4 protein-coding genes are annotated in these 3,061 nt (G+C 50.1%); 3 read left to right on the top strand and 1 reads right to left on the bottom strand.

Annotated features, from left to right (window positions below):
- Nucleotides 1-903 (top strand): YeeE/YedE thiosulfate transporter family protein (locus tag ACUU1M_RS19550; protein WP_449144754.1); only part of this gene is annotated, 903 nt, incomplete at its 5' end.
- Nucleotides 904-916: 13 nt separating this feature from the next.
- Nucleotides 917-1,144 (top strand): thiosulfate utilization sulfurtransferase TsuB/YeeD, encoded by a 228-nt coding sequence (gene tsuB, locus ACUU1M_RS19545; RefSeq protein ID WP_000985273.1) that lies wholly within the window; start codon nucleotides 917-919, stop codon nucleotides 1,142-1,144.
- Between the two features lie 42 nt (nucleotides 1,145-1,186).
- On the opposite strand, the gene sbcB is transcribed toward tsuB, so the two are convergent.
- Nucleotides 1,187-2,611 (bottom strand): exodeoxyribonuclease I, encoded by a 1,425-nt coding sequence (gene sbcB, locus ACUU1M_RS19540; RefSeq protein ID WP_000132550.1) that lies wholly within the window; start codon nucleotides 2,609-2,611, stop codon nucleotides 1,187-1,189.
- A gap of 181 nt (nucleotides 2,612-2,792) precedes the next feature.
- Between sbcB and ACUU1M_RS19535 the strand changes: the two genes are divergently transcribed.
- Nucleotides 2,793-3,061, top strand: a 269-nt coding sequence (locus ACUU1M_RS19535; protein WP_449144753.1) for an Arm DNA-binding domain-containing protein, incomplete at its 3' end; no start/stop codon positions are given.

The raw sequence follows: 3,061 nt of genomic DNA, 5'->3' as shown, positions 1-3,061 counted from the left end.
AGCGTGGGGGTTTTTGCGTTAATTCAGGCGGGCCTACTGACTTACGAAGCCGGGGCGTTCCCGTGGCTTGGTACTGTTATAGGTGGGTATCTTTTCGGGCTGGGAATTGTTCTGGCGGGTGGATGTGCCACCGGGACCTGGTATCGCGCGGGTGAGGGATTGATCGGCAGTTGGATCGCGCTTTTCACTTATATGGTGATGAGTGCGGTGATGCGTTCTCCACACGCCAGTGGTTTAAATCAAACCTTGCAGCACTACACTACTGAACATAACTCTATTGCTGAGACTTTTAATTTGTCTGTGTGGCCGTTGGTTACCGTTTTGCTGGTGATAACGCTCTGGGTGGTGATGAAAGAGTTGAAGAAGCCAAAACTCAAAGTCGCGACCTTACCGCCGCGCCGAACCGGGATCGCTCATATTCTGTTTGAAAAACGCTGGCATCCCTTTGTCACTGCTGTACTCATCGGTTTGATTGCGCTTTTAGCCTGGCCCCTGAGTGAAGCAACCGGACGCATGTTTGGGTTAGGAGTCACTTCCCCAACGGCCAATATTCTGCAATTTCTGGTCGCGGGTGACGTGAAATACATTAACTGGGGCGTTTTCCTGGTGTTAGGGATCTTCGTGGGGGCATTTATTGCAGCCAAAGCGAGCCGTGAGTTCCGCGTTCGCGCAGCTGATGCACAAACAACATTACGTAGCGGGTTAGGTGGTGTACTGATGGGCTTCGGTGCCAGTATTGCAGGTGGTTGCTCTATCGGTAATGGACTGGTTATGACTGCAATGATGACCTGGCAGGGCTGGATTGGCCTTGTATTTATGATTCTCGGAGTCTGGACTGCGTCCTGGCTTGTGTATGTTCGACCGCAGCGTAAGGCGCGACTGGCAACTGCTGCGGCAAATTAAGTAAGGTGTAAAGATGGCGATTAAAAAGCTGGATGTGGTGACGCAGGTCTGTCCGTTTCCACTCATAGAAGCAAAAGCAGCACTGGCAGAAATGGCCAGCGGCGATGAGTTGGTAATTGAGTTTGATTGCACCCAGGCAACTGAAGCAATCCCACAGTGGGCGGCAGAAGAAGGACATGCCATCACCGATTATCAGCAGATTGGCGATGCAGCGTGGAGCATCACCGTTCAAAAAGCCTGACTCAACATTGTCCTCCGCCGTACCAGCGGCGGCGGCTTCAAATTAGACGATCTCTTCCGCGTACTGCCAAAGTGCTTTTAACAGCGCCACTTTCTCTTTGTCATCGGCATATTGTTGTACCAGCATCTGCAATTCATCAGCATAACCCTGCAAAAACTCTGGCGTGAAGACCTGGTGGCGGTGCTCCAGCCAGCGTTGCTGCTCGGCATAATCCAGCGTCCCCGGGAAGTTGCGTGCCCGATAATTGAACAACAACTTTTCAATTCGTTTATCAACAAAAGTGATATCCAGTGCCGGTAAATTACGCGGCTCGGTTTCCAGCACAATTTTCATTGCTGCACGATCGGCGTCACTGAAAAAGCCATTATAAAGCTGTGCATCCACATTATCTGAAGGTGTAAACGGTTCGGCTTCCGCGAATATCGCTACCACTTTTTCACGCACTTGCGGATTTTCACGCAGAATTTTGAGGTTATCGAGGCAATGCTGACGATTAATTCCCAGTCGGTCGGCATCTTCCGGGCGTAGCGTATTCGCCTGGGCCAGTACCGGACATTTATTGATATGCACCAGCTTAACCGGAACGGCGGCGTTATCGCCAAGATCGGCTTTTGCGGTATATAAACGCTCGCGCAATGTGTCGATATCCAGCTCCAGTAATGGCGAAATGTCTCCTGCCAAATCCGCCATAATTACGGCATTGCGATTTTCAGGATGCCACGCCAGCGGTGCCACCCAGCTGGTATTGCCACGCCATGCCCCAAACATTCCGGAAACGTGAGCCAGGGGTTTCATCTGCGGAACATCAATCAACGCCATCAGTTTGTGTTTATTACGATGGGTAAAGAGATAATCAAACAGGCGTGGCTGACGCGTTTTTACCAGTTTCGCCATCGCAATAGTGGCGTACACATCAGCCATCGCATCGTGGGCGTTGCTATGTTCAATACCATTCGCTTTGGTTAAATGCTCAAGGCGAAAGCTCGGTAGACCGTCATCATTTTCAGGCCAGTTTATTCCTTCCGGGCGCAGGGCATAACAGGCACGCATAACATCCAGTAAATCCCAGCGCGAGTTATCATGCTGCCAGCTCCAGGCGTAAGGATCGTAGAAATTACGATAAAAAACGTTGCGTGTGACTTCGTCGTCGAAACGCACATTGTTGTAGCCCAGAATACAGGTCTTCGGTACGGTAAAAAGCGAGTGAATACGGGCGGCAAACGCGGCTTCGTTTTCTCCTTTCGCCCGTGCCTCCTGCGGGGTAATACCGGTAATTAATACTGCTCTAGGCCGGGGTAAATAGTCATCCGCGGGCTTGCAGTAAAAGACTTCGGGTTCGCCGATGACATTGAATTCGTCATCGGTGCGAATGGCTGCGAACTGTGCAGGGCGATCTAACGCGGGGTGCGTGCCAAAGGTTTCGTAATCGTGAAAGAGGAAGGTAGGTTGTTTATCTGTGTCTGTCATTGTCTAGCATTGTCCACTGTAGTTAATTAACTGTCTGTTATAACTCGAAAAGCAACCCTTTTTTCACCTGAGTATGTCTACGAACGTCAAATATAGTTGTCTACTGTGCGCTGTTGTCCATGTGATATTGTGTACCAGATGTGTGCCAAACTATTATTTCTGAGCGTACCAAATATTATTTATGGTTATAAGCGACACAAAACTGCGTACTATTTATGGTAAACCATATTCGGGCCCACAAGAAGTGGCTGATGCCGATGGCCTCAGCGTACGAATTTCACCGAAGGGGGTCATCCAGTTCCAGTACCGCTATCGCTGGCATGGCAAGCCTAATCGACTTGGGCTTGGTCGATACCCATCCCTGTCTTTGAAGGATGCCAGACAGATCACTGCTGACTTGCGAAAGCTCTATTTCTCAGGAACGGATCCACGCACCTATTTTGAAGAGAA

The organism is Shigella sp. SIG6, assembly GCF_053555815.1.
The sequence above is the reverse complement of the archived record's forward strand: the minus strand, read 5'-3'. Positions and strand labels throughout refer to the sequence as shown.

What these genes read in the sequence shown, in the direction of transcription:
- sbcB (WP_000132550.1), bottom strand. Translation starts at nt 2,611, where the DNA reads ATGACAGACACAGATAAACAACCTACCTTCCTCTTTCACGATTACGAA.
- tsuB (WP_000985273.1), top strand. Translation starts at nt 917, where the DNA reads ATGGCGATTAAAAAGCTGGATGTGGTGACGCAGGTCTGTCCGTTTCCA.